18 protein-coding genes are annotated in these 19,865 nt (G+C 61.7%); 11 read left to right on the top strand and 7 right to left on the bottom strand.

Going from position 1 to position 19,865, the window contains the following annotated elements; all coding sequences use genetic code 11:
- The first annotated feature begins 111 nt into the window (after nucleotides 1-111).
- The 4 genes from kdsA to ACSOSP_RS21480 are packed head-to-tail and all read left to right on the top strand — an operon-like array spanning nucleotide 112 to nucleotide 3,248.
- A complete protein-coding gene (gene kdsA / locus ACSOSP_RS21495; protein ID WP_455312943.1) occupies nucleotides 112-978 on the top strand; it encodes a 3-deoxy-8-phosphooctulonate synthase in 867 nt (288 codons plus the stop codon).
- On the top strand, nucleotides 975-1,523 hold the full coding sequence (locus tag ACSOSP_RS21490; protein ID WP_455312942.1) for a KdsC family phosphatase: 549 nt from the start codon (nucleotides 975-977) through the stop codon (nucleotides 1,521-1,523). Before kdsA ends, ACSOSP_RS21490 begins: the two co-directional genes overlap by 4 nt.
- Entirely contained in the window at nucleotides 1,507-2,316 is an 810-nt protein-coding gene (gene kdsB, locus ACSOSP_RS21485; protein WP_455312941.1) for a 3-deoxy-manno-octulosonate cytidylyltransferase, read from the top strand. The genes ACSOSP_RS21490 and kdsB overlap by 17 nt, the downstream gene beginning before the upstream one ends.
- Nucleotides 2,313-3,248: a KpsF/GutQ family sugar-phosphate isomerase gene (locus tag ACSOSP_RS21480; protein ID WP_455312940.1), complete on the top strand. Its 936-nt coding sequence runs from the start codon at nucleotides 2,313-2,315 to the stop codon at nucleotides 3,246-3,248. The genes kdsB and ACSOSP_RS21480 overlap by 4 nt, the downstream gene beginning before the upstream one ends.
- Before the next feature lie 82 nt (nucleotides 3,249-3,330).
- Here the strand turns inward: ACSOSP_RS21480 and ACSOSP_RS21475 are convergent, their stop codons facing one another.
- Nucleotides 3,331-4,356, bottom strand: coding sequence for a GlxA family transcriptional regulator (locus ACSOSP_RS21475; RefSeq protein WP_455312939.1), 1,026 nt, complete (start codon nucleotides 4,354-4,356; stop codon nucleotides 3,331-3,333).
- A 373-nt stretch (nucleotides 4,357-4,729) separates the two neighbouring features.
- On the opposite strand from ACSOSP_RS21475, the gene ACSOSP_RS21470 reads away from it, so the two are divergent.
- The 3 genes from ACSOSP_RS21470 to ACSOSP_RS21460 all read left to right on the top strand — a co-directional run bounded on the left by ACSOSP_RS21470 (nucleotide 4,730) and on the right by ACSOSP_RS21460 (nucleotide 6,945).
- Nucleotides 4,730-5,731 carry a hypothetical protein gene (locus tag ACSOSP_RS21470; RefSeq protein ID WP_455312938.1) on the top strand — a complete coding sequence of 334 codons (1,002 nt, stop codon included), beginning with the start codon at nucleotides 4,730-4,732 and terminating at the stop codon, nucleotides 5,729-5,731.
- 234 nt (nucleotides 5,732-5,965) lie between these two features.
- Nucleotides 5,966-6,274, top strand: coding sequence for a hypothetical protein (locus tag ACSOSP_RS21465; protein WP_455312937.1), 309 nt, complete (start codon nucleotides 5,966-5,968; stop codon nucleotides 6,272-6,274).
- A gap of 200 nt (nucleotides 6,275-6,474) precedes the next feature.
- The gene (locus ACSOSP_RS21460; protein ID WP_455312936.1) at nucleotides 6,475-6,945 is read left to right on the top strand and encodes a MarR family winged helix-turn-helix transcriptional regulator; all 471 of its coding nucleotides are present in this window, start codon (nucleotides 6,475-6,477) and stop codon (nucleotides 6,943-6,945) included.
- Nucleotides 6,946-6,997: 52 nt separating this feature from the next.
- Here ACSOSP_RS21460 and ACSOSP_RS21455 read toward each other — a convergent pair whose 3' ends face one another.
- The 6 genes from ACSOSP_RS21455 to ACSOSP_RS21430 all read right to left on the bottom strand — a co-directional run bounded on the left by ACSOSP_RS21455 (nucleotide 6,998) and on the right by ACSOSP_RS21430 (nucleotide 14,228).
- A complete protein-coding gene (locus ACSOSP_RS21455) occupies nucleotides 6,998-9,268 on the bottom strand; it encodes a molybdopterin cofactor-binding domain-containing protein (RefSeq protein ID WP_455312935.1) in 2,271 nt (756 codons plus the stop codon).
- Between the two features lie 53 nt (nucleotides 9,269-9,321).
- The gene (locus ACSOSP_RS21450; protein ID WP_455313745.1) at nucleotides 9,322-10,626 is read right to left on the bottom strand and encodes an MFS transporter; all 1,305 of its coding nucleotides are present in this window, start codon (nucleotides 10,624-10,626) and stop codon (nucleotides 9,322-9,324) included.
- A 204-nt stretch (nucleotides 10,627-10,830) separates the two neighbouring features.
- Nucleotides 10,831-11,475 (bottom strand): N-carbamoylsarcosine amidohydrolase, encoded by a 645-nt coding sequence (locus ACSOSP_RS21445; RefSeq protein ID WP_455312934.1) that lies wholly within the window; start codon nucleotides 11,473-11,475, stop codon nucleotides 10,831-10,833.
- 23 nt (nucleotides 11,476-11,498) lie between these two features.
- Nucleotides 11,499-12,533, bottom strand: a complete 1,035-nt coding sequence (locus tag ACSOSP_RS21440; RefSeq protein WP_455312933.1) for a 2,5-dihydroxypyridine 5,6-dioxygenase — start codon at nucleotides 12,531-12,533, stop codon at nucleotides 11,499-11,501.
- Between the two features lie 59 nt (nucleotides 12,534-12,592).
- The gene (locus tag ACSOSP_RS21435) at nucleotides 12,593-13,420 is read right to left on the bottom strand and encodes an alpha/beta fold hydrolase (protein ID WP_455312932.1); all 828 of its coding nucleotides are present in this window, start codon (nucleotides 13,418-13,420) and stop codon (nucleotides 12,593-12,595) included.
- 55 nt (nucleotides 13,421-13,475) lie between these two features.
- On the bottom strand, nucleotides 13,476-14,228 hold the full coding sequence (locus ACSOSP_RS21430) for a maleate cis-trans isomerase family protein (RefSeq protein ID WP_455312931.1): 753 nt from the start codon (nucleotides 14,226-14,228) through the stop codon (nucleotides 13,476-13,478).
- Between the two features lie 327 nt (nucleotides 14,229-14,555).
- Between ACSOSP_RS21430 and ACSOSP_RS21425 the strand changes: the two genes are divergently transcribed.
- The 4 genes from ACSOSP_RS21425 (at nucleotide 14,556) to ACSOSP_RS21410 (ending at nucleotide 19,681) form a co-directional block, all read left to right on the top strand.
- Nucleotides 14,556-15,716, top strand: coding sequence for an FAD-dependent monooxygenase (locus ACSOSP_RS21425; protein ID WP_455312930.1), 1,161 nt, complete (start codon nucleotides 14,556-14,558; stop codon nucleotides 15,714-15,716).
- 72 nt (nucleotides 15,717-15,788) lie between these two features.
- Entirely contained in the window at nucleotides 15,789-16,298 is a 510-nt protein-coding gene (locus tag ACSOSP_RS21420; RefSeq protein ID WP_455312929.1) for a (2Fe-2S)-binding protein, read from the top strand.
- Between the two features lie 46 nt (nucleotides 16,299-16,344).
- Nucleotides 16,345-19,113 (top strand): c-type cytochrome, encoded by a 2,769-nt coding sequence (locus ACSOSP_RS21415; protein WP_455312928.1) that lies wholly within the window; start codon nucleotides 16,345-16,347, stop codon nucleotides 19,111-19,113.
- 85 nt (nucleotides 19,114-19,198) lie between these two features.
- Nucleotides 19,199-19,681 carry a MarR family winged helix-turn-helix transcriptional regulator gene (locus ACSOSP_RS21410; protein ID WP_455312927.1) on the top strand — a complete coding sequence of 161 codons (483 nt, stop codon included), beginning with the start codon at nucleotides 19,199-19,201 and terminating at the stop codon, nucleotides 19,679-19,681.
- Nucleotides 19,682-19,865 lie beyond the last annotated feature (184 nt).

The following is a 19,865-nucleotide window of genomic DNA, read 5'->3' as shown; positions in this document are numbered from 1 at the left end:
GCACATTGTGCGTTGTACGCTGCTCGACGTTATGCCTTTGAGTCAAATCTGCCCGTCAATCCTGCCCGTCACCACGACGGGTCCCGATGCCAAGCCACCTGGACAACAGCCATGACTGCCAGTCAACAACCGTTAGTGATTTCAAACGACATCACCGTATCCAATCAAGCGCCGTTCGTGTTGTTCGGCGGCATCAACGTGCTCGAAGACCTCGATTCGACGCTGGCCGCCTGCGCGCGTTATGTCGACGTCACGGAACGCCTCGGTATTCCATTTGTGTTCAAGGCATCGTTCGACAAGGCCAACCGTTCGTCGATGCATTCATACCGCGGCGTGGGTCTCGACGAGGGTTTGCGGATCTTCGAGGCGGTCAAGCTGCGCTTTGGCGTTCCCGTGCTGACCGACGTGCACGAGATCGAACAGGCGAAGCCGGTGGCGGAAGTGGTCGACGTGCTGCAGATCCCCGCATTCCTTGCGCGGCAAACGGATCTCGTGGTGGCTATCGCCCGGACCGGACGCGCCGTCAACATCAAGAAACCGCAGTTCATGAGTCCGGCACAGGTCAGGCATGTGGTGAACAAATGCCATGAGGCGGGCAATCACAACGTCATGCTGTGCGAGCGCGGCAGTTCGTTCGGCTACGACAATCTCGTCGTCGACATGCTTGGCTTTCGCACGATGCGTGAAGCGTCGGGTGGAAGCCCCGTGATCTTCGACGTCACGCATAGCCTGCAGCGCCGCGACGCCGGAAGCGAAGCGTCTGGCGGGCGCCGCGAACAGGTGTTTGAACTGGCGCGCGCGGGTCTTGCCGCGGGTGTGGCCGGACTCTTTCTCGAATCGCATGAGAACCCGGACCAGGCGCGCTGCGACGGTCCGAGCGCATTGCCGCTCGCGCTGCTCGAAGCGTTCCTGGTTCAGATGAAAGCGGTCGATGACCTGGTCAAGTCGTTCGCGCCCATCGAGGAAGGTCTCCTGTGAACAGCGGCTATCGCGGGGCCATCCGGCTCGTCTTGTTCGATGTCGACGGCGTGCTGACGGACGGATCGATCTACCTGGACGGCGAAGGTGAATGCATCAAGCCGTTCAACGTGAAAGACGGTGTCGCCGTCGCGTTGCTGCGCGCGCACGGCATTGCGACCGGCATTGTGTCCGCGCGCTCGAGCCCGGCGCTGACGTTGCGCGCGCGGCAACTGAAGTTCGATGTCGTGGTCGCCGGATGCGACAACAAGCGCTCCGCCTACGAACGCATCCGCTCGCAGCGCGCACTGCAAGATGCGCAGATTGCGTTTGTCGGCGACGACGTGATCGATCTCGGGGCCATGGCCATCGCAGGCTATTCCTGCGCACCGGCCGATGCCCATCCGCTCGTGCGGCGTGCTGCGGCCTACGTCACGCCATGCATTGGCGGTCACGGTGTCGCCCGCGATGTGGCTGACCATCTCCTCGCGCTGGGCGGCTTGTCGCTGGACGCCGCCTACGCGCCTCTTATCGATGAATGGAGCCGACATGACGTCAGGCAATGACCGCTCGCGGATTCATGTAGTCATTCCCGCACGCTACGGCTCGACGCGGCTGCCCGCGAAGCCGCTGATCGAACTCGCGGGCGTGCCCATGATCGTGCGCGTGTACCGGCGTGTCAGGGCCGCGCTGGAGGCGCTGGATGATGAGAATGAGCAGACTGACGTGATCGTGGCAATCGACGATGACCGCATCGCCGCCGTGCTCGACGCTTACAACGTGCCGGCGTTGCTGACCGACCCGGAACATCGCTCAGGTACGGATCGAAGCGCGGAAGTGGCGGAGCGTCTCGGCTGGCACGCCGATGATCTCGTCGTCAACGTACAGGGCGATGAACCGCTCCTGCCATCTGCGCTGCTCACCGGCTTCATCGCGTTTTGCAACGCCGATCCGCAATTGCGCATGGCCACCGTCGCCACGTCCGTCACTGACCCGGCGCATCTGCGCGATCCGAACATCGTGAAGCTTGTCGTCAACGCAGCGGGTGACGCGGCGCTTTTCTCTCGCTCGCCCATTCCGTTTTGCCGGGATGTTCCGGCAGATCAATGGCCGTTGCCTGCTTTCCTGCGCCATATCGGGATCTATGCGTATCGCCGCTCGGTGATTGGCGCGCTTGCGCGGGAGCCCTCGTGCCAGCTCGAGCAATGGGAGAAGCTCGAGCAGTTGCGCGCGATCTGGCTCGGCATTCCGATCAAGGTGATGACCTGGCCTGAAGCGCCCCCGCACGGCGTTGACACATGGGACGACGTGAAGCGCGTATCCGACTTTCTAATTGCCGGTAACGGAGCACATTCATGAACGATGCCACATTCATAGCGTCCGCCGGACGCGTCTTCGACATAGAAGCACGCGCGGTGGCCGCACTGTCGGCTCGCCTGAACGAGGACTACTCGCGGGCGGTGCGCACCATCCTGGCGTCGAGCGGGCGGGTGATCGTCTGCGGCATGGGCAAGTCGGGCATCGTCGGTCGAAAGATTGCCGCCACGCTGGCAAGCACCGGCACGCCGGCCTTCTTCATGCATCCCGGCGAGGCCTATCACGGCGATCTGGGCATGGTGAAGGACAACGATGTGTTCGTCGCAATCTCGAATTCGGGCGAGACGCATGAAGTGATCCAGCTCTTGCCGTTCCTCAGGCAGAACGGCAATGCCGTGATCGCGATGACCGGCAAGCCTGGCTCGACGCTCGCGAACGCGGCGCATTGCCACCTGAATGTGGCGGTGGAAAGCGAAGCATGCCCGTTGCAGCTGGCTCCGACCGCGTCCACCACGGCGACACTCGCAATGGGCGATGCATTAGCCGTCACGCTCATGGAAGCCCGCGATTTCCGGCCCGAGAGTTTCGCCCGGTTTCACCCCGGAGGGTCGCTGGGCCGGCGCCTTTTGCGGATGGTCGAGGATGAAATGATCAGCGACGCGTTGCCGTTCATCGACCCTGCCGCGAAGGTGATGGAAGTCGTGTCGGTCATGACGAAGAGCAAGCTGGGAATCGCGATCGTCAGGACCGGGGAAGGTCATGGTCTCGTGACGGATGGCGACATACGGCGCGTGATCGAGGTGCATGGACAAGATGCCTTCAGCAAATCGGCAAGCGAGTTCATGTCGCGCAACCCGGTTACCACGCGGATCGGCACGAGGGTGGAAGACGCGCTCGCGCTGCTGGAGCGGCACAAGATCACGTCACTACTCGTAGTCGATCACGCGGGCATTGTCGGGGTATTCAAGAAATAACCCTGGAATCAGGGCTGAAAAGCGCAGCGGGTTGAAAAGTGCCGAAGCCCGCGATCGGGGCTCGGCACTGGACTCCGGGGATTCAGGTATTGCCGAAGTCGGCTCGCGCGCAGTTACGGTAGTCACTGGCGGAAATACCCAGGCGCCGCTTGAAGATTTTCGCCAGCCGGGTGCCGCTGCGCATTCCGCATCGCCGCGCCACCTTATCGATCGGTAAAGTCGTGGTGATCAATAACCGGCACGCAATATCAAGGCGGGTACGCAGTAAGTATTCGGAAGGCGGCATTCCGGTTTCCGCCTTGAAATGCCGGAGAAATGTGCGCTCGCCCATAGACACGCTCTGCGCAATGTCGTCGACCGTGATCGGGCGGGCGCAATGTTCTTCTATCCAGCGAGTCGCTTCCTTGATTGTTGATGCAACGTTTGCGTTGGGCGGGTCGCCGAGCAGCGGTTCGAGCCAGCGTCCGGGAAAGGGCATGAGGCGTTCGGCAATGCCCTCTGCTGTTTCATAATCGAAGTCGCTCTTGATGAGAGAGAGGGCAGTGATGACCGGCGAACCGGCATTGACGTCAATCACCACATCGTTTCCCGGTCCCTGGATGTGCTGCCTGCCCGACGGCCGTATCGGGATGATCATGCCGCGCGCGTTGGGCAGGTCAGCGCCCTTGAGCAACAACGTGCCGTTGCCCGCCGCCTGCACCACCCGCACGGTCTGGAACACGCGCTTGAGCCACTCGGTTGTCCGGCCGTCGTTGGCCGCCGCCGATGCACCCTCGCCTCCCGCGATGAACAGGGCGTCGTATCCGGATGGATTCGACGAGTCGACAGAGTCCGTGTCCATGCTGATGGAGTTGGAGCACTGGACGCGGCCTCCCCGGCTTGATAATAAGGATATCGAATAATGTGGGGCCTGACCGTACTGGGTCGCAGTGGCCAGATTGGCGAGGTCGAAGGTCTCGACAATCAGTCCGACCTCCACGAAAGAGCAGTTCTCGTAGACCAGGATGGCGATCCGCTTGTTGGTCGCGTGCCCATGCCGACGATGCCCTTGCTCGATGGAGACTACCCGCCTCGAGTTCTCCCAGGATCTTGCAACCTCTAAGTTCATTTTTTTCTCGTTAGTGTGTGCCCTAAAAACATTCTAGCTAACAAAGAAAAGCTCCTTTACCGACTGTCTAAAAAAGGATATGTATTGTCCGAATTAGTTAAGAATATGTATCTATAATCAGAAAAAAATCGTAAATAATTGGTCATTGATAAGCAATAAGAAATCCTCTAATTACACTGTTTATCAAGAGCTAAACCACCATTCAGCTTGGTGATAATTCATCATACTATTTGAGACGGCATTGCATTCGTCTATCGTTTTGTTAACTCCAGTGATGCATCCCGCATCGATAAAAATCCTTTGCGATTCGGTAAAGGGAATTCGCTCTGTTTCGAGCGTTGGCATCAAGGTGGTCGCCCCTCTGACCAGGTCCATGCAGCTATGGCGGGGCGTAGGAGTCGACAGCTTTGCGGGAGTCGAATTCATCAACGCCGAGCTGCGCGGGGGCTCGCAAAGCGCAACGCTCATCAGTTCGGCGCACCTGCTTGCGATGGTGCAACGGGCACATGCGGGCAGTCATGCGGGCGCTGCCGGCAATCTTTATGTCTTCGTGGGTGTCGAGGCTTATGCCGAAGCGTTCGCCGAATGTGCGTTCGCGCTAAGGCGATGGTTCGGGCCCGCTTCCGTGTTCGCGTTGGACATGCGCCGGGAGAATCCTCAAGCGTCGCCTGTCGACAGCGAATGGAGTACGCGCCGTTCTCTCGCGTCGCGTGCGACCTTGCTTACGTTCGATTCGCGCTTCGATGCGGGGGCAGTGGGAGCGGCCGCAGTCAAAGTCTTACCGGACCCTCGCCGCGGTGAGGTGCCGCTCGCGGTAAGACAACGCGCTCGCGCAAGGATGAACGTGTCGGATAACGAGTTCGCGCTGGCGGTGGTCAGTGACGACATTTCATCTGCCGGCATCGCCCGGCAAGCTGCATTAATTCGCGCATTGATGCAGGCTCCAAGCTCGCGGTTACTCATAGCCGGAGTCGGTAACGAACCGGCGGCGGCGTGGCTCGCCGATTTGTCGGCAACGTTTCCCGGGCGGGTACGGATCATGGGCGCGTGCGCCAACGGCGCGTGCGACTTCGACGCCGCCGATGTCTTGCTCATGCCGGCGGGCGACATCGGGGCATCGCGGTCACTGCCTTGCGCGGCAGATGCTCGCGATGCGGATGAGATGTCGGCGGAGCCTGGGCATCGAATGATCGTGCTCGAAGACGACATGGGTACGCATGAGGTGGACGACTTCATTCAGGCGGTAGGTCTTCTGCCTCCGCGGGCAAGCCGCGAAGTGGAGATACTCCGCAGTGAGTTCCTCAGGACCCTGCAAGCGAAGATGAGCGTGAGGTTCGGCAGGAGTTTGTACTACGCAGTCAAGCAGCTTGTTTAAGAAGCTTCGCTGAGCGCGGCTGCCCGGTGTCAGTCTGGTAGTCCAATCCACCGGCTGTTTCTCCATCCGGTCCTGTCGAGTGCATCCCTGGTATGGCCGATACGGTTTCATCCTTGGCGGCGGCCTTCGCGTCGATCCGCGCGCATGACTCGGGCATCACTCGCGCATGACTCGCGCATGACTCGCGCCCGGCGCTCCCGCTCCCTCGCGAGCTCGCATGTATAAAAGGAATCCATGAACTCGCAGTTCCGTTTGTTGGGCGTGGCGTGGTACACGCAAGAGCACTACGACCGATGCCGGGCCATGTTCGTCGATGGGGAGGTGTTGCCAGCCTCGTACATGGACTGGAAAAATCAGGTCGAGCGCTTCCGTGAACAGTGTGTCCGCCAGGGCATTGGCGTGATCCAGGCATATATCGATCCGAATGTGTTTTTGGACTGGTGCGTCGCCAACGGCTGCAATGCGGACGCGGACGGGCGCGACACCTTCGCTTCCGATCTGGCCGGTCGCGTCATGATGGAACGAAGCCGCCAACGCGATTAGATGCGTGAGGACAGCCTTCGACGCACCGGACGCCCGGGTAAGGATCAGGGAAGGGTATGGGCGATGGCTCCTCGCGGGCTTCACAACGCCCCGGAACACCCGCGTGGACCATGATGAAAAGGGCGGCATGGCAGGACTGAAGAAAACGGTGCGCCACGCTGATCGCAGCGTAATATGACGTGTGCCCTACAATTCTTCCCATGTCCAAAAAGCCCTTCCCACCGCCGGTTGTTGCAGACAGCGAGGAGTATCACTTCTCCGCGCAGATCGGCCATCTGCTGCGACGCGCTTATCAGCGCCACGTCGCCATCTTCCAGGCGGCCATACCGGATTCCGACCTGACCGCGGCCCAGTTCGTCACGCTATGCGCGGTCAAGGAGAAGCAATCGTGCTCGCTCAACGATATCGTCAAGGCGACCGCGATCGACCAGGCCACCATCCGCGGAGTCGTCGAGCGTTTGAAGGCGCGTTCGCTGATCGTGGTCTCGCCCGACCCGCTCGACGGCCGCAAGCTGCTCGTGCGCACGACGCCGGAAGGCCTGGCGTTGATCGACCAGACCGTGCCGTTTGCGAAGCAGGTGAGCGAGCAGACTTTTGGAGGGCTGAATCCGGCGGAGCGCGTCGCTATCGTGTATCTGCTTCGCGCCATGGCGCAGGCGGAAGATAACTGACCTATGTATGCCTATGTCTGCGTATGGACGCCTGCAGGCCGCTGCTACGCGCTCATCGATGCTCGGCAGGCGCGAGCGCAGCGGCGGCCTGCAGCGTCGCCCTGACAGCGTCTGGCGTGAATGGCGGCGCGCGGAACCGCACGCCGGTTGCATCGAACAACGCGTTGGAGATAGCGGGCGCACCGGGGAGCGAAGCGGACTCTCCGGCGCCGAGCGGCGGCTCGCCTTGCCGGTCCACCAGCACTACGTCCACGGGGGGCAGCTCGGGGAATGTCAGGATCGGATAGCTGCCCCATTCCTTGCTTGCGACCAGACCGTCGGTAAAGCGCACACGCTCTTTCATCGTGCGGCTCAGAGTCTGGATCACGTTGCCGTGGATCTGATGGCGCACCCCGTCCGGATTGATCACGGTGCCCGTGTCCTGACCGACCGTCACGCGCTTGATGCGGATGTCTCCGCTGACGGTATCGACTTCCAGGTCGACGATCCATGCCGACCACGCTGCTCCGAAACCGGGAAAGCGGCTATGCACATATCGCGCATACGCCACGCCGCGTCCTTGGAGTACACGTTCGCCCTTGTTATGAACCGGGCGGCGTCCGGCACGGGCTTGCCAGCCTGCGCGTTCCGCCACTGCCTCAAGCAACGCCACCGCCCGCTCGTCCTCGAGATGACGGAGCCGGAAAGCCAGGGGATCGGCGCCGGTCTCGAACGCGAGTTCATCGATGAATACATCATGGGCGAAGGAGTTTGGCAGCGCCGATACCCCTCGGAACCACGACGCCCTGACCAGTGGCGCGAGGTCATGGCAAACGAAACGGCGATGCGCGAACGTGTAGGGCGACACCGCGGTCCGGTCGCCCATTTCAAAGACGCGCGGCTCCGCCGGCGTCGCGCCGGTGAGCAGAAGGGCGAGCAGGGGCGCGTCGTTCGACGGATAGCGTGAGGCGAACGTATAAGCCAGCGTCTCGCCGCTGCGCGACACCGTGCCGGTCACATCGACGACTTGCGCCGTGCCCTTGGGCTCCCACTGATGTTCGTCGGCGCGTGATAGCTGGACCCGCACCGGCTGACCCATGGCGCGCGACAACAGGAGCGCATCGCCCGCGACGTCGTCGGCGCAATTGCGGCCGTAACATCCGGAGGCCTCCATGCGGACAACATCGATATCGGCTTCGTCCCGCTCGACCAAGCGCGACAAGTCGTAGCGCAATGTCTGCGGGTTCTGCGTGCCCGACCATACCGTGATGCGTCCATCCTGATAGTCCGCGAGCGCGCATGACGGCCCGATCGAGCCATGCATCTGGTATGGCCAGACATAGTTGCGCGTGAGCGTGGTTGTTCCGGGCTGTCCCTGCACACTCTCCACGTCGCCTTCCTCCAGCAGCAGACGCCGCTGGGCCGGAGCTTGAACAATGGCCTCTGCCGGGTCATCGAGAGACTGGAGCGGCGGCAGCGGGCGCCACCGGACGCGTAGCGCACGCGCGGCGCGGATCGCCTGTTCCTCACGCTCGGCCACCACCCCGACGAAGTCGCCGACGACAACCACGCCTCGCACGCCCGGCAACGTATCGACGGATGTTCGGTCCACGTCGATCAGCGTCTTGCCTACGAACGCTCCGCAATCGTGTCCCGCGTAGGGCGGCCGCACGACGCGTCCGTGCAGCATGCCGGGCACGCGCATGTCGTGAACGAAGGTCAGGGCGCCGGTGGCCTTGGCGGGCAGATCGACACGCGGGGTTGCCCGCCCGACAATCCGGTAGCTTGACGGGTCTTTCACGGCAACCGATGAGTCGATGGGACGCGAGATCCGTTGGCCCTGGAGCAGCTCGCCGAAGCCGATACGGGTCTTGTCCGGGGCGATGACATAACCATCGTCGGTGGCGAGGAGGGCGGCATCGATACCTAAGTGTTGCGCCGCGAGCCCGATCAGCACCAGCCGCGCTTGCGCCGCCGCAAACCTGAGCGGCACGGCGGATATCTGGATGGTCGCGCTCGCGATGGTCGGCCCCTGGTTAGGCACTTGAGCAGAGTCGCCGAGGATCATCCTGACGCGCGGGGCCGGCACGTCGAGTTCTTCCGCCACGATCTGCGCGAGCGACGTGCGGATGCCCGTGCCGAGATCGACGTGACCGTTGAACGCGAGGATGCTGCCATCGTCCAGTATCGCGACGAAGATTTCCGGCGAATCCTGAACGTAGGAAGACCCGCTGCCCGGTTGCCCGGGAGCGGGTTTGACCGGCGCGAGCGGCTGCCTGACGATGGTCAGGCAGCCGCTGCGCGCGAGCAGTTCGGCTCGGGTGAGCGCTGCTGCAGTAGGCATGACAATTCCTGAAAATGCCGCTTGGTTCGACTAAACCGGTTCAACGCCCATGTTCAACGATTAACGATACGCTTGGGCATCGCCAATACCAAGAGGCAACCTGCCAGCATGCAGATGCCGAAGGTGATCAAGCCGGCGCTCATGCTGTGGGTCCAGTCCTTCATCCAGCCCAGTACGTAGGTGCTCGCAAAGCCGCCGAGGTTTGCGATCGAGCAGGCGAAAGCAATGCCCGCCGCCGCCGCCGTGCCGCGCAGGAACGTAGAGGGCAGCGCCCAGACCACCGGCATGGCTGCGGCCACCCCTGCATTCGCAATCGACAGCAGGATCACGGTAATGGCCGTGTTACCGCTGAAAAACGTGCTCGCAATCAGTCCGAACGCGGTGCACGCGAAAGGTACGACGATATGCCAACGCCTCTCGCGGTGCTTGTCCGAACTCGCGCCCGTCACCAGCATCATGATCACGGCCAGCGCATTCGGTATGGCGGTCAGCATGCCGATCTCGAGCGCGCTCTTCACGCCGGAATCGCGAATGATGCTCGGCAGCCAGAAGCTGATCGCATAGGTGCCGAGCAACACGCACAAGTCGATGAGACCCAGCGCCCAAACTTTCGGGTCCGTGAACGCATCACGCAGCCGATGACTCTTGCCGTCGTGAGATTCCTGCGCGAGGTCGTGCTTCAGGCGCAGGCGTTCATCGCTATTGAGGAACTTCGCCGATTCCACCGTATTGGGCAGGTAGAAAAACACCAGCACGCCCAGAACGATAGACGGCAACGCTTCGATCCCGAACAGCCACTGCCAGCCTTGCCAGCCGTGCATGCCGTCGAAGAAGGTCAGGATCCAGCCCGATAACGGCCCGCCGATCAGGCTCGACAACGGCAGCCCCATCATGAAGAGCGCAATGATCTTGCTGCGGCGCGCGTCGGGGAACCAGTTCGTCAGGTACAGCAGCACGCCCGGCAGGAAACCGGCTTCCGCGACGCCGAGCAGGAAGCGCAGGGTATAGAACTGGCCCGGCGTCTTGACGAACATCGTGAGGCCGGAAAGGATGCCCCACGTGACCATGATCCGCGCGATCCAGAGCTTCGCGCCGACCTTCTGCAAGATCAGGTTGCTCGGTACCTCGAACAGGATATAGCCGACAAAAAAGAGGCCTGCGCCGAGGCCGTAGATGGTGTCGCTAAAGTGCAGCGCATCGAGCATCTGCAGCTTCGCCAGACCCACGTTCACGCGGTCCAGGTACGCTGAAAAATAGCAGAGGCAGAAGAACGGAATCAGCCGCCAGGTGAGTTTCTTGTACAGCTCGCGTTCGGCCTGTGCGTCGGTGTGCAGCGTGCCGCGCAAAGTGTCTGTCAATGGGGTCGACAAGTCGTGTCTCCTCGAAATTCGGTCCCTCAAAGTTACGAAACCAAAATCAGGAAAGCAAGATTTTTATGAGAAAAATCCTATATAAATCAATGAGTTAGTGTTTTTAGTGCGAACGTGATGAAGCATCCCGCGGGCCGGACCCGGAGGATGCTTTCATGCAGCGGAGAGGATTAGAAGCGGACGATCGAGGGCTCAGGAACGGCGTTGTTCTATCGTTGCAAGGGCTTCATCGAGCGTCATGACAGCGGCATATTTCTGCGCCATGTCGAAGAGGTTTGCATCGTGCGGACCGATCGCTCTATCGCCGACGCAATCGGATACGACCAGCGGACGGAAACCATGCGACATCGCATCGACCACGCTTGCGCGCACGCATCCGCTCGTGACTGCACCCGCCACGATCAAGGTCTGCACCGCACGCTGCGATAACCACGGCGCGAGTTGCGTGCCAAAGAACGCGGACGGCACGGTCTTGCGCACGACCAGCTCGCCCCGCGCCGGTGTCAGTTCAGGCACGATTGCACTGTTCGGATGACCTTCGGTAAGCGTCGCCATGCCCGGCACTTTCAGCGAAAACACGTTGTCGTCGCTGCCATCGGCCGCGTACACAATGCGGCTATGCGCAACCGGCCAGCCATGCCGGCGCGCGGCCGCCAGCAGATGCACCGTACGTTCGATAGCGGGCGCAATGTTGCCGCCGCCGAAAGTCTTCGGGTCCGCGAAGCCGACGACGAAGTCGACAATCAGCAAGCCGATGTTGCCTTGCACCGGCAACGGCGTACCGAATCCCTGCTGTTTGTACACGCCGGATTCGGCGTGGCTCTGGATGTCGCTCATTCAGATTCTCCGCATATAGATTTCTATCGGTCCATCACAACGCCATCGCGGACTACGGCAACGCCGTCGAGCGACACGTCGCAATGGCGCAGCGGGATATCGATGTGACACGTCGTCGTGCGTTTGCCGCCTGCTTCGTTGTTCGGCCCAAGCGAAAACAGGAAGTTGCCTTCGAACGCGCGGGCATCCATGCCGATGGTTGCCTCGCGGTCGTACAGACCGAGCGTCGACCAACGCGCGCGAGGTTGCAAACCCCAGCCGATATGCGAGATCGCATAACCTTCGGGATCGTTGAACGAGGCCATGTAGTCGCTCAGCAAGTCAGCATCGACACCACCATCGATGCGCGTCGCGTAACCGTTCTCGACCGTCAGCGTGATCGGATCGTTCACGTACTTTTTCTGCGGCAGCAGGATGTCGCCGCGATCGATCACGATCTGGCCGCTCGCTTGCCCTTCGTTCGGGAAGGTCAGCACAAAACCGCTTGGCCAGTGATCCCAGCGGCCGGGTTCATCGACGAAACCGTACTCGGAGATAGCGGGAAACTCGCCCAGCGGACACACGAGTTCCGTGCCCGCTTTCGACTTGACACGCATTTCACGCGATGCCTTGATCCGCTCGGCCGCTGCTTTCACACGCGTGCGATCGGCTTCGGTCGGCACGAGGCGCGCGAGCACTTCGGGTGGCTCAACCGCGAGCAGGATCTTCGTGCCGGTCGCGAGGATCTCGTGCTGCTCGGGAGAGAACAACAAGGTCATCAGGTCGAGCACGAGATCGCTCGCCTTCAACGCGGCGATAGCGGCGAGGTTGCCCGTGAGAGGCGTGGTGCCGAGATACGCGAGCGAGTCGCGGCTCAGCGCCTTCTCGCCGTTCACCGGCAGCAGGTCGAGCCGGTTGACGATCGCGCCCATCGACTGCGTGGCGATCAGTGCGCTTGAAAGCGTCTGCGGATGCGTGGACGCGCTGGTGAGGATGGTGACGGTCTGGCCGGCCTGCAGCTTCGATAACGTCAGTACCTGCTTCCATGCGGCGATCATTTCGTAGTCGCTGATTGGCATGTTGACTCCTGAAGAATGAGTGTCAGTGTCGGCTAGTCTTGGGTCGCTTGTGCAGGACCTTAGACGAGCCTTGCGCCGAGGAAATCGCCGAACGCTTCATAGAAGCCGGCTTCGTTGTCCCACGGAATCATGTGGCCCGCATCCGGCACGCGCGTATGCAGCAGTCCTGGCGCCAGTGTCTGCATCTCCTGCACGTCAACGTCCAGCACCACGTCGCCGCGCGCGGCCGTGATCAGCAAAGAAGGCACGCGAAGCAGGGGCAGGTCGGCGTGGATGTCGTCGGTATGAAAGCCTTCGAACGATGTCAGCATGCCGCGTTCATCGCAGGTATGCAGCCATTGCGCGCGCACGCGCAACTGCTCGTCAGTCCAGGTCGGGCAGAAAGCGCGCATGCCGTCGGCGTCGATGCCTTTCACAGCCAGGCGGATCGAATCGACATACCAAGGCAGCTTCGCCGGATACGCGCGGCGGCCCGGACCGGACACGGGCGGGTCGACCAGCACCGTGCGCGTCAGGCCCTTCGGCGCGCTGCGGGCAGCACGGATTGCGATGCGTGCGCCCATCGAGTGGCCGACAAGCGCATAGTGTTGAAGGCCGAGCGCCTGAGCGAAGGCGATGACGTCGGCGGCTTGTGCGTCGAGGCTGTAGTCGAGCGTCGGCGATGCTTCGGACAAGCCGCGGCCGCGTACATCGAGCACGTAGGTATCGAACTGGCGGCCAAGCGTCTCGCCGACAAAACCCCACGTGACGGCCGGGCTGGTAATGCCAGGAATCACGATCACGGCGGGACGGCCTTCACGCACGCCTTCCGTGCCGCCGTAGCGGAGGTAATGCTGGCGAATGCCGTTGGCGTTGACGTTCGCGCCGTAGAGGAAAGTTGTGGTCATCGCGGAGTCCGTGGATGGATCGAAAGGAATCGGTAAGCGTGATCAATAAGCGTGATCAATAAGCGCCGGACAGCAATGCCCCAGCGCCCGGCACCACACGTTCGAGATCCAGTTCGCGCAACATGGCGTAGGTCGTGGCAATGGCAGCGGTAATCACCGGCTTGCCTGTCATTGCCTCAACTTGCGGCACTGCGGCAAGCGATGGCATCTGCACGCAGGCCGACAAGACGATTGCATCGACGTCCTGATAGGGCAGGGTTTTCACGATGTCAGGCAGCAGGCGCGGGTCGTGGCGGCCGACATCCAGGTTGTCGGGAATCTCAAGCGCTCGGTAGGCGACAACTTCAAAACCCTCATTACGGATGTAGTCGACTACAAGTTCAGTCAGCGGTTTCATATAGGGCGCCACCACCACGATGCGCTTTGCTCCAATGACCTTCAACGCTTCGACAAGCGCGCCCGCGCTGGTGATGACCGGCGCGGAACCGCCGTTCTCCACGGTGCGCTCGTGCAAGCGCTTCTGCGACACACGGTGGTAGCCATGTCCCATCGCCATGATTGCGACCAGGCACGCATAACCGAGCACGTTCACGCGCGCGTCGCTGAGTTCCAGCGCGCAGCGATCCGATTCCGCGTCCATGGCCGCGAGCTCCTCCTTGACCACCTTCTTCATGCGCATGCGGCTGGAATGGAACGTGAAACGCTCCGGGCGGATGCTCTGGCGGGCGAGCAGCATGGCCGGGATTTCGGTTTCCATCGTCGTGTTCGAGCTCGGCACGATCTGGCCGATGCGAAAGGTCTTGGTCATCTGGTCGACTCCGTAGGTGTATGTCTCGGGCCGCTCGCGGCGGCGCTGTTGGTCCGGCAAATGCTGCAGCAGTTTGATTCGATAAAGTCTAGTGTACACATTGGAATTTAACAAGATGCTGAAAACATTTTTTAATGGTGCAAGCGTGCTTTCGATTGGTGAAAACCCTAATTAAATGCACGTATATAGGGATAAAACGCACTGGAATCGACACAATGCAAATTTTCTTTACTCAAAAAAATTCAATGTGTACACTCAATATCAGTTCATTCAACAGGCTCGGCTGAACGACTTCTTTCGGCGAGCGCCAGACATGGAGAGATCATCATGAGCAAACCCCGTATCGCGATCGTTGGCGCGGGCCTTGGCGGAACGGCGGCAGCGGCGTTGATGCAGCGCGCCGGGTATTCGGTTCGTCTGTACGAGCAGGCTCCTGCTTTTTCGCGTCTCGGCGCGGGCATTCACCTTGGCCCCAACGTGATGAAGATCATGCGCCGCATGGACTGCGAAGACGCGCTGAACGTCATGGGTTCGCACCCGGACTACTGGTACAGCCGCGACTGGAAAACCGGGGAAGCCATCGCGCAGATTCCGCTGGGCGAGTTCGCGCTGAAGGAATATGGCGCGTCGTATCTGACCGTGCATCGCGGTGACTTCCATGCGCTGATGACTGAAGCGGTTGCACCGGGCACCATCGAGTTCAATAAGTGCCTGAGCAAGATTGAAGAAGTGGACAACGAAGTGCGTCTGACGTTTGCCGACGGCAGCGTCGAGACCGCGGACATCGTGATTGGCGCGGACGGCGTGAACTCGAAGATTCGCGACCATCTGCTGGGCGCTGAACCGCCGCGTTACACGGGTTACGTCGCTCATCGCGCGGTATTTCCCGCGTCGCTGCTCGGCGCCGATCCTTTCGATCTGTGTGTAAAGTGGTGGTCGGAAGACCGGCACATGATGGTGTATTACGTGACGTCCAAGCGCGATGAAATCTACTACGTGACCGGCGTTCCGCAGGCTGAGTGGCCGGCAGGGCAGTCGGTTGCGCCCAGCAGCCGCGACGAAATGCGCGAGGTCTTCGCGGGCTATCATCCGTCGGTGCAGAAGCTGATCGACGCCACGCCGGAAGTCACGAAGTGGCCGCTGCTGGAACGCGATCCGCTGCCGTTGTGGAGCCGTGGCCGCCTCGTGCTGCTCGGCGACGCATGTCATCCGATGAAACCGCATATGGCGCAGGGCGCGGCCATGGCGATTGAAGATGCGGCAATGCTGACTCGCTGCCTGGACGAAGTCGGGGCGAGCGACTACGCCGGCGCGTTCGCGTTGTATGAGGCGAATCGTGCGGAGCGTGCGTCGAAGGTGCAACTGGTCTCGCATAACAACACGTGGCTGCGCACTAACGAAGATCCGGCATGGGTGTTCGCTTATGACGTGTTCAACGAGCCTTTGAAGTCGCCGTCGGCGAAGCAGGCAACGACTGCCGCCGCGTGATGTTTCGACCCGAGCGCGTGCGGCAGTATCTGCATAAATTGCCGTGCGCGGTCTTGATCCAATGACTAGAAGATGAGCGTGTCTGCTTCCGCCACACCGGTTTCAGGGCCATTGACGCTGACCGTCAATGGCAGCACTCGCACGGTCGACGTGACCCGCGACACGCCCTTGCTGTATGTGTTGCGCAACGACTTCGAGCTGAACGGGCCGAAGTACGGCTGCGGTCTCGGCCAGTGCGGCGCCTGCACGGTGCTGCTGGACGGCGGTCCTGCACGCTCATGCGTCGTGCCGGTCGCAGCAGCCATGGGACGCGAGACACTCACGCTCGAAGGGCTTGGAACGCTGGACGCGCCGCACCCGATCCAGCGGGCTTTTATCGATGAACAAGCGGCGCAATGCGGCTACTGCCTCAACGGCATGATCATGAGCACGAAGGCATTGCTCGATCGCAATCCTGCGCCTGATGACGACGATATCCGCGACGCGCTGCGCTTCAACCTGTGCCGTTGCGGCACGCACATCGAAATCATGAAGGCGGTGCATCGCGCGGCCGAGTACCTGAAACGCGAACAAAAAAGCTGATTCATTGGACCCCATGAGATGGACGCCCTGTAATGGACCCGATGTAATGGACGCCGTGCACGAAGGAAGTTCTGGCGGACCCGTGCTGATGCCCGAGTCGATGCTTCACGCGTGCGTGCTGGGGGAGGCTGACGCCGCGCTGCGCGCGTCTGCGCTGCAGTTGCATGTGGAAGCAGGCGTGCGTTGGGTGGTCGCGGGAAACGTCGCCGCGTTCGTGGCCGAGCGTTTCGAGCAGGCACGCGACGCTGCTTGCCGGCTGGTGTTATCGGCCCGTCCGCAGCATGCCGGTGATACCCCTTCTTTACCCGTGCAACATTCCGGCTTGCAGCAGGAAGCGCATTACACATGGCCGATTCCGGCGGACAGGCTGATGCCGTGCGAGGCCATTGCGTGTGTCGACGCCGGCAGTATCACGGTCTGGAGCATTGCTCCCGAGGCGGCAGATCTTCGGGCGAAGCTTGCCGCTGTCACGGGCCTGTCGCCCGACCGTTTTGTGTTGCATTCCCTCGACGCACCCGATGGCCGCGCCGATCCGCAGATCGCCACGCATGCCGCGCTCGCCGCGGTTGTCTTGACGGCGGAGACCGGCCGGACGATATGCGTCGGCGGTTATATGGCGGCGTCGCAGGTCAAGGAGGCGGCAGTTTCTGTCGCCGCGTCGCTGGATGGCGAGGGCGCGCTGCTCGACTGGCGCTACATGGCGCGAACGCCGGGCCTGACCAGCGGCGAAGCAATCGCGCAAGATCCGGGTCCTTATTCTTCATCCCGCGCCACGTCCTTCGTCGATGATCCCGCCGCGCTGATTCCCGGCTCGGCGCATACCTTCGCACGCGAGTCTTTCGTCGATGAAATCGCGCGCGATCATCATCGCGATCCGGTGTCGTTTCGTCTCGATCACCTCGATCCGGTGGAGTATGGCGGCGCGAGGGAACTGATCGATACTGTGGCGCAGCGGGCAGCGTGGAACACAAAGAAGCAAACTCGCAAGACGCGCCGCGCGGATAACGAGTTCGCCCATGGCCGTGGTTTCGCGTTCGACAAACACGATGCAGCATCCGGCGACAACCCGGCGCCCGACTATTCAGCGTGGATCGTTGATCTCGATGTGAATCGCCTGACCGGTGACGTGGCGCTTAAGCGGGTGGTGGCGGGGCGTGCAAGCGGCCGCCGCAGGATTGGACGGTTGAATGGTGTTCCGGCCCGGAGAATCGCTGCTGCGGCTTCGCGCGCTTTGGGTCTGCAACTCACCGCGCGGCCCTCGCACGATGAGACGCCGGGCGTGCAAGCTGTATCGCATGAACTTGCTCCCGCATCGGCGGTATCGGGCGAAATTGCAACGCAGAGCGCTGCGGACGATCGCCTGGAAATCGATGTCTCTCCGGCGGTTGCGGCTATCGCGAATGCGCTTTACGACGCGACCGGCGTGCGCTTTCGTGCGCCGCCGTTCACGCCGGAGCGCGTGCTCGCGGCGTTGGGCGGAACCCCTGCCACAAACACACTCGGCAATAAATTGAGGCGCGCAAAACGCTCGCTCTGGACCGCGGTCGCGGCCGGCGGCGTAGGTAGCCTGATCGGACTGGCCTGCACGGCGTGGTCCTTGCGTGCCCCGATTGAAGCGATTGCCCGCCCGGCTGCATCGACGTGGTCCGACGCCACCATCGCCCGCGGTCGCCAGATTGCCGAGTTCGGAGATTGCGCGGTTTGCCATACGGCGCCCGGCGGCGCGGTCAACGCGGGCGGCCTCGGCCTTGAAACACCTTTCGGCATGGTCTACACGACCAACCTGACGCCCGATCCGAAGACGGGCATCGGCAACTGGTCGTTCGCTGCATTCGATCGCGCGATGCGCCAGGGCATTTCACGCGACGGCCATCATCTATATCCCGCGTTTCCCTATACCGCGTTCACGAAGATGAGCGAGGCCGACATGACCGCGCTATACGCGTATTTGATGTCGCAGCCGGCAGTCGAAAATGCGCCGCCTGTCACGCGCCTGCCATTTCCGCTGAATCAGCGCGCATTGGTCGCCGGATGGAACGCGCTCTACCTGAAGCAGGGCGAGTTCAAGCCTGACCCGACGCGTTCGGCGATATGGAATCGCGGCGCTTATCTCGTCGATGGCGCCGGACATTGCAGCGCGTGCCATTCGCCGCGCAATGCATTCGGGGCGGAGAAGGGCGGGCGTTTGTACCTGACTGGCGGCGGCGCTGAAGGCTGGGTGGCGCCGTCGCTCGTCGCCAATTCGAAAGCGCCCGTGCGATGGACCGAGCAGGCGCTGTACGACTATCTCAAGACCGGTTTCTCGCATGAACATGGCGTCGCGGCGGGACCGATGGCGCCGGTCGTCGCAAGCTTGTCGATGCTGCCGGAAGAGGACGTGCGCGCGATGGCGCATTACGTGGCGTCGCTGTCGCCGCAGCCGGTTGCTCTTCCCCTGTCCCAGCCTGCACACGCTCTCGCGACAAGCACAGTGACGCTGCAAGGACTCGACAGCGGCCGGCGGATCTTCGAAGGCGCATGCGCGGTTTGTCATGCCGCGACCGGCGGTGTGGGCAACTTCGGGGTGCGTCCGCTGCTCTCGCTGAACACCAGCGTGAGCGAAGGCACGCCGGACAATCTGCTGAACGTCATCCAGAATGGCATCGATGCCCCCGCTACCGATGCGCTCGGTTACATGCCCGGCTTCAAGGATTCGTTCGATGACCGGCAGATCGCCGATCTCGTGACTTATATCCGTGCGACCTTTGCGCCGAATGAAGCACCGTGGAAAGACCTGGCGCAGGCGTCGGCGCGAATTCGAAAGCACGTGCATTAGCGGCGGGCAGGCGGCTCCTTTGATGAATGGCGCCGCCGCCGGCGAGCGTCTGACCACATCCCACCCTTCCGACATTCGAACTATCATGGCGCCTTCGAAGCTTCCTTCCGGTTCATCGCACTCTGCACAGGACGCCGTGTCCCGCTATGAGGTGTCGGAGCAGATCGGGCATCTTCTTCGCAAGGCTTATCAGCGCCATCTCGCGATCTTCAGCCAGACCATCGACGATCCTCAACTGACGGCAGTGCAGTTTGCAGTATTGAGCGCCAGCCGAAGGCTTGGACCGTCTTCGATGAGCGACCTGGGCAAGGCGACCGCGATAGATGCCGCAACGGTACGCGGCATAATTGAACGTCTGAGGGCACGCGAGTTGATCGAGTTGCAGACAAATCCCGACGACCGCAGGAAGGTGACGGTGCAACTGACGCGGGCAGGTGAAAGCCTGGTCGAACAGATCACGCCAACCGCCTTTCGCATTAGTGAGTTGACCATGGGCGAGCTGAACGAAGCGGAGCGAGTGGCCGTGCTGTATTTGCTGCGCAAGTTAAGCGCGCCGGATTCCGAATAAGCGCAATCAGTCTATCGTGCGTTTTTGTGGCTAAGCTCACGCTTATTAATTAGCCGCTTCGTCTGGTGCACCGGCAAGCGCCACCGCAATCGCGTTGCACCAATAGCGGGACCTTCGCACCGGAAAAGCGATTGTGGTGTGTACGCTGGTTTTATAAGGTGCAGCACAGCACGCACGATTGCCT

Source organism: Caballeronia sp. KNU42 (genome assembly GCF_053760385.1).
The sequence above is the reverse complement of the archived record's forward strand: the minus strand, read 5'-3'. Positions and strand labels throughout refer to the sequence as shown.

What these genes read in the sequence shown, in the direction of transcription:
- kdsA (WP_455312943.1), top strand. Translation starts at nt 112, where the DNA reads ATGACTGCCAGTCAACAACCGTTAGTGATTTCAAACGACATCACCGTA.
- kdsB (WP_455312941.1), top strand. Translation starts at nt 1,507, where the DNA reads ATGACGTCAGGCAATGACCGCTCGCGGATTCATGTAGTCATTCCCGCA.
- ACSOSP_RS21480 (WP_455312940.1), top strand. Translation starts at nt 2,313, where the DNA reads ATGAACGATGCCACATTCATAGCGTCCGCCGGACGCGTCTTCGACATA.
- ACSOSP_RS21475 (WP_455312939.1), bottom strand. Translation starts at nt 4,356, where the DNA reads ATGAACTTAGAGGTTGCAAGATCCTGGGAGAACTCGAGGCGGGTAGTC.
- ACSOSP_RS21470 (WP_455312938.1), top strand. Translation starts at nt 4,730, where the DNA reads ATGCAGCTATGGCGGGGCGTAGGAGTCGACAGCTTTGCGGGAGTCGAA.
- ACSOSP_RS21465 (WP_455312937.1), top strand. Translation starts at nt 5,966, where the DNA reads ATGAACTCGCAGTTCCGTTTGTTGGGCGTGGCGTGGTACACGCAAGAG.
- ACSOSP_RS21460 (WP_455312936.1), top strand. Translation starts at nt 6,475, where the DNA reads ATGTCCAAAAAGCCCTTCCCACCGCCGGTTGTTGCAGACAGCGAGGAG.
- ACSOSP_RS21455 (WP_455312935.1), bottom strand. Translation starts at nt 9,268, where the DNA reads ATGCCTACTGCAGCAGCGCTCACCCGAGCCGAACTGCTCGCGCGCAGC.
- ACSOSP_RS21445 (WP_455312934.1), bottom strand. Translation starts at nt 11,475, where the DNA reads ATGAGCGACATCCAGAGCCACGCCGAATCCGGCGTGTACAAACAGCAG.
- ACSOSP_RS21440 (WP_455312933.1), bottom strand. Translation starts at nt 12,533, where the DNA reads ATGCCAATCAGCGACTACGAAATGATCGCCGCATGGAAGCAGGTACTG.
- ACSOSP_RS21435 (WP_455312932.1), bottom strand. Translation starts at nt 13,420, where the DNA reads ATGACCACAACTTTCCTCTACGGCGCGAACGTCAACGCCAACGGCATT.
- ACSOSP_RS21430 (WP_455312931.1), bottom strand. Translation starts at nt 14,228, where the DNA reads ATGACCAAGACCTTTCGCATCGGCCAGATCGTGCCGAGCTCGAACACG.
- ACSOSP_RS21425 (WP_455312930.1), top strand. Translation starts at nt 14,556, where the DNA reads ATGAGCAAACCCCGTATCGCGATCGTTGGCGCGGGCCTTGGCGGAACG.
- ACSOSP_RS21420 (WP_455312929.1), top strand. Translation starts at nt 15,789, where the DNA reads ATGAGCGTGTCTGCTTCCGCCACACCGGTTTCAGGGCCATTGACGCTG.
- ACSOSP_RS21415 (WP_455312928.1), top strand. Translation starts at nt 16,345, where the DNA reads ATGGACGCCGTGCACGAAGGAAGTTCTGGCGGACCCGTGCTGATGCCC.
- ACSOSP_RS21410 (WP_455312927.1), top strand. Translation starts at nt 19,199, where the DNA reads ATGGCGCCTTCGAAGCTTCCTTCCGGTTCATCGCACTCTGCACAGGAC.